4 protein-coding genes are annotated in these 5,096 nt (G+C 62.8%); 1 reads left to right on the forward strand and 3 read right to left on the reverse strand.

The window, feature by feature from the left end; translation table 11 throughout:
- A partial coding sequence (gene trpS / locus VMR03_RS12390; RefSeq protein ID WP_325405650.1) for a tryptophan--tRNA ligase occupies positions 1–756 on the reverse strand: 756 nt, incomplete at its 3' end.
- Positions 757–948: 192 nt separating this feature from the next.
- Here trpS and VMR03_RS12395 point away from each other — a divergent pair.
- Positions 949–2,424: a catalase gene (locus tag VMR03_RS12395; protein WP_325405652.1), complete on the forward strand. Its 1,476-nt coding sequence runs from the start codon at positions 949–951 to the stop codon at positions 2,422–2,424.
- A 126-nt stretch (positions 2,425–2,550) separates the two neighbouring features.
- Here the strand turns inward: VMR03_RS12395 and murJ are convergent, their stop codons facing one another.
- On the reverse strand, positions 2,551–4,089 hold the full coding sequence (gene murJ / locus VMR03_RS12400) for a murein biosynthesis integral membrane protein MurJ (RefSeq protein WP_325405654.1): 1,539 nt from the start codon (positions 4,087–4,089) through the stop codon (positions 2,551–2,553).
- A 31-nt stretch (positions 4,090–4,120) separates the two neighbouring features.
- Positions 4,121–5,096: ACT domain-containing protein (locus VMR03_RS12405; protein ID WP_325405656.1), on the reverse strand; the 976-nt coding region annotated here is incomplete at its 5' end.

Here is a 5,096-nt window from a genome sequence, read left to right on the forward strand (position 1 = left end):
ATTGTCCGCGCCCGCCCGGCCTTCAAGCCCTTCGACGGTGAGGGGCAGGGGATCGGGATCGGTCTGGGCTTTCCGGATCTTCACCGCGATGTCGTCGGCGGAATCCTTCAGCGTGATGCGCGAATAATTCGACGGGTCCGACTTCGACATCTTCTTGGTACCGTCGCGAAGCGACATGACGCGCGTCGCCGGGCCCATGATCAGAGGCTCAGGCAGCGGGAAGAAATCCGTGCCGCCCGTTTCGGCGAAGTCGTTGTTGAACTTCTGCGCGACGTCGCGGGCGAGTTCCAGATGCTGCTTCTGATCCTCGCCGACCGGTACATGCGTCGCGCGATAAAGGAGGATGTCGGCGGCCATCAGCACCGGATAGGTGTAAAGGCCGACGGAGGCCTGCTCGCGATCCTTGCCCGCCTTCTCCTTGAACTGGGTCATGCGGTTCATCCAGCCGATGCGCGCGACGCAATTCAGGATCCAGGCGAGTTCGGCGTGGGCCGGCACCTTCGACTGGTTGAAAATGATATGCGTCTTCGGATCGATGCCGGCCGCGATATAGGCGGCCGCGACCTCGCGCGTGTTCGCCGCGAGTTCCTTCGGGTCCTGCCAGGCCGTGATCGCATGCATGTCGACCACGCAATAGATGCATTCATGCGTGTCCTGGAGCCCGACGAAATTGCGGATCGCTCCGAGATAGTTCCCGAGATGCAGGTTGCCTGTGGGCTGGACGCCCGAGAAGACGCGGTTGGTCGGCTTTTCCATGGAAGATATCCATCACGGTTGCCCCGAAAGCGGAGCGTTGCCGCGAGGTTTATGCGGCCAGGCGCCGGTTGGCAATGCCGGCCCTTTCCGTCGCTGCTTCGAGTCGCATTCTTTTGAGAATTATTCTAAACTGCCTTGACACTCGCCGTTGCGTTTCCTAGTTTTGAATAGTTCTAATCAGGAGAGCGCGCCATGAGCGACCAGAAGAGCGACAAACCGAACCGCCTCACCACCTCGGCAGGCATCCCCGTTCCCGACAACCAGAATGCGCTGACGGCGGGGCCCCGCGGGCCGCTCCTCGTGCAGGACTGGCAGCTTTTCGAGAAGCACGCCCATTTCAACCGCGAGCGCATCCCCGAGCGCGTCGTCCATGCCAAGGGTTCGGCCGCCTTCGGCATCTTCCGCGTCAATAACGACATCACGAAATACACCAAGGCGAAGCTCTTCGAGCATAACGGCAAGGAAACACCGGTCTTCCTGCGCTTCTCGACGGTGGCCGGCGAACGCGGCGCGGCGGATGCCGAACGCGACGTGCGCGGCTTCGCGGTGAAGTTATATACGGACGAAGGCAATTGGGATCTCGTCGGCAACAACACGCCGGTCTTCTTCGTGCGCGATCCCTACAAGTTCCCCGACTTCATCCATACGCAGAAGCGCGATCCGCGCACCAATCTGCGCAATCCGACCGCGATGTGGGACTTCTGGTCGCTCTCGCCTGAAAGCCTTCATCAGGTGACGATCCTCTTCTCGGACCGCGGTATCCCGAAGACGCTTCGCCACATGCATGGCTTCGGCTCGCACACCTACAGCTTCATCAACGCGAAGAATGAGCGCTTCTGGGTCAAGTTCCACTTCAAGTCGATGCAGGGCATCGAGAACCTGACGGAAGCGGAAGCGACGAAGCTCATCGGCGAGGACCGCGAAAGCCATCAGCGCGATCTCTATGCCTCGATCGAGAAGGGCGACTTCCCGAAATGGCGCGTCATGATCCAGGTGATGCCGGAAGCGGACGCCGACAAGACGCCCTACAATCCCTTCGACCTGACGAAAGTTTGGCCGCACAAGGATTATCCGCTGATCGAGGCGGGCGTGCTGACGCTCAACCGCAATCCGGAGAATTATCACGCGGAGGTCGAGCAATCGACCTTCTCGCCGGCGAATGTCGTGCCGGGCATCGGCCACAGCCCCGACAAGATGCTGCAGTTCCGCATCTTCTCCTATGCGGATGCGCATCGCCATCGCGTCGGCGTCAATGCGGAAGCGCTGCCGGTCAATCGCCCGCGCGTCGAGGTCCACAATTATCACCGCGACGGCGCGATGCGCTTCGACGGCAATGCCGGCGGCGCGGTCAATTACGAGCCGAATTCTTTCGGCGGACCGAAGGAAGATCCGAGCGTCAAGGAACCGCCGCTGAAAATCTCGGGCGATGCCGACCGCTACAACCATCGCGATGGCAATGACGACTATACGCAAGCCGGCGATCTCTTCCGCCTGATGTCCGACGCGCAGAAGAAGAGCCTGATGGACGCGATCGCCGGCGCCATGGCGACGGTGCCGGAGGAAATCCAGCGCCGCCAGATCGGACACTTCGCGAAAGCCGATCCGGCCTACGGTGCCGGCGTCGCCCAGCGTCTCGGATTGAAGGAGCTTCGCGGCGCGGCTGAGTGAGTTCTCCTTCCTCAGTCAGCGTGCGAAACGCGGCCCCGGCGAGGGAAATTGCCGGGGCCGCAGCTTTTTTGGAAGGATTCAGCTTCGCTGAAGGCCCGGCGAGGGAAATTGCCGGGCTGCAACTTTTCAGGCACCGCCCCTGCGCAGGGGCCGCATGATGTCCGAATAGCGCGCCGCGCCGGTGATCTGGCAGAAGATCGCGTAAGCGAGAAGCCCGCCCGCGACGAGGCCCGTCAGCACAGAGACGCTCCAGATGAAACGCAACTCGAACCAGGGCGCGAGGAAGCGCGCTCCGACATAAAGCACCGCGCCCATACCCGCCGAGGCGAGCAAGGTCAGCGGCAGGCGCTTCAACAGCTGGGCATCGGGCAGGAAATGTCCGCGCTTCCAGAGGCGCAGCCCGAGCTGCCCGGTATTCACCCAGGCCGCAATCGAAGTTCCCATGGCGATGCCCGCAAAGCCGAAGAACTGGAACAGCAGAATGCTCGACGCAATATTGACCGCGATCGAAATGGCGGCGAATTGCAGCGGCGTCCGCGTATCCTCGCGCGCATAAAAAGCGGGCGAGAAAACCTTGTTGAGCACGAAGGCCGGAAGACCGATCGCATAGATCAGCAGCGCGATCGCGGTCGCATGCGTGTCGGCGCCGTGGAAATGCCCGCGCTCGAACAGCACTTTGATGATGTCATAGGGAATGATCGCCAGGGCGACGGCGGCGGGCACCGTCAACAGCAGCGAGAATTCGATGGCCCGGTTCTGGCTCCAATGCGCGCCCTGATCGTCGCCCGCCCGCAGGCGCCGCGAGAGATCGGGGAGCAGCACGACGCCGATGGCGATGCCGATGACGCCCAGCGGAAACTGATAGATGCGGTCGGCGTAATAAAGCCACGAGACCGCGCCGTCCTGCCAGGACGCCATGATGGTGCCGATGGTGAGGTTCAACTGTCCGATACCGCCCGAGATGAGACCGGGAATGGCGAGAAGCAGCAGCCGCTTCACTTCGGGCGTCAGCGTCGGCCAGCGCAGCCTGAGCGACATGCGCGCGCGGTGGCAGGAAACGGCAAGCCAGATGAACTGGATGATGCCCGCCGCCATGACGCCCCAGGAGAGCGCGAGGCCCGGATTGGTTGCGAGCGGCACGACGAAGAAAAGCGCCGCGATCATCGTGATGTTGAGCATCACGGGCGCGGCGGCGCCGGCGAAGAACTTGCCCAGCGAGTTCAGGATCGCCGACTGGACGGCAGTGAGCGAGATGAAGAGAAGATAAGGGAAGTTCACCCGCGTGAACTGCACCGCCCATTCATGCTTTTGCGGGTCGTCGCCGAAACCGGGCGCGAAGAGCCACATCAGCCAGGGCATGCCGATCTCGACCAAAATCGTGAAGACGAGAAGGCCAGCAAGCAGCACCGAGGTCGCATCCTCGGCGAAGCGGCGCGCCGAGGCTTCGCCGTCGCCCTCAAGGCGCTTGGCGAAGAGAGGCACGAAGGCCGAGTTGAAGGCGCCTTCCGCGAAAATGGCGCGGAACATATTGGGGAAACGGAAGGCGACGAAAAAAGCGTCGGCGATCGGTCCCGTGCCGAGCGCGGACGCCACCATCATGTCGCGCAGGAAGCCGAGGATGCGCGAGAGGAACGTGGTGCCGCCGACGGTCGCCGCTGAACGCATGAGATTCATCGGGGGAAACGCCTCGACGCCGTCATTCCGCCGCCGCCGTTTCTTCGCGGCGGCGCGCCTTGGCGGGGCGCGCTTTCTCGACGGGGTTCTCCAGCGCCTCGAGCAGATGACGCTCGACGGCTTTGCGCTTGTTGGCGTTGGTGACCTTGTGCCCGATGACGTCCTTTACATAGAAGACGTCGACCGCGCGCTCGCCATAGGTCGCGATATGAGCCGAGCCGATGGTAAGACCGAGATGGAAAAGCGCCTTGGTCAAGGCGTGAACGAGACCCGGCCGGTCGAGGCCGTTGACCTCGATGACGGTGAAAGCGTCCGACGCGTTGTTGTCGATGAAAACTTGCGGCGCGATATCGAAGGCTTCCGCGCGACGCTCGCCCTTGAAGCGCTGTTCGATCAGATCGGGGGGCAGCATCTCGCCCGACAGCACCTTGCGGATCGTTTCCTCGAGACGCTTCACGCGACGCTCTTCGGCGATCGCGCCGCCATGCTGGTCCTGCACCCAGAGCATGTCGAGCGCCATGCCGTCGCGCGTAGTGAATATCTTCGCATCGACGATGTTCATGCCGAGAATGGCGCAGGCGCCGGCAAAGCGCGAGAAGAGGCCAGGATGATCCTGCGCGTAAAGCGTGATCTCGGTGACGTCGCGCGTCGGATCGGACTGCGCCGCGACCGTCAGCGCATCCTTCGCCTCCGCGATCAGCCTCGCCTGACGCTCCAGGACGTTGGTGTCAAAGGAAAGCCAATAGGCTTCCGTATGGCGGGCGAGATAGGCGCCCCAGTTTTCAGGCGACCAGTCCGACAGGCGCTCGCGCAAGGCCGCCTTCGCTTCCGCGATGCGGTTGGCGCGATTGAGCAAAGCATCGCCGCCCTGCAGCACGGCGAGCGTCTCGTAATAGAGTTCGCGCAGCAGCTGGCCCTTCCAGCCGTTCCAGACGCCCGGGCCGACAGCCGTGATATCGACGACCGTCAGCAGGAAGAGCATCTTCAGACGCTCCGGG

The sequence above is a fragment of the Parvibaculum sp. genome, from assembly GCF_035511255.1.
Lineage (GTDB): Bacteria > Pseudomonadota > Alphaproteobacteria > Parvibaculales > Parvibaculaceae > Parvibaculum.

Excerpts from the sequence above, each read along its gene's own strand:
- VMR03_RS12395 (WP_325405652.1), top strand. The coding sequence starts at position 949 with ATGAGCGACCAGAAGAGCGACAAACCGAACCGCCTCACCACCTCGGCA.
- murJ (WP_325405654.1), bottom strand. The coding sequence starts at position 4,089 with ATGCGTTCAGCGGCGACCGTCGGCGGCACCACGTTCCTCTCGCGCATC.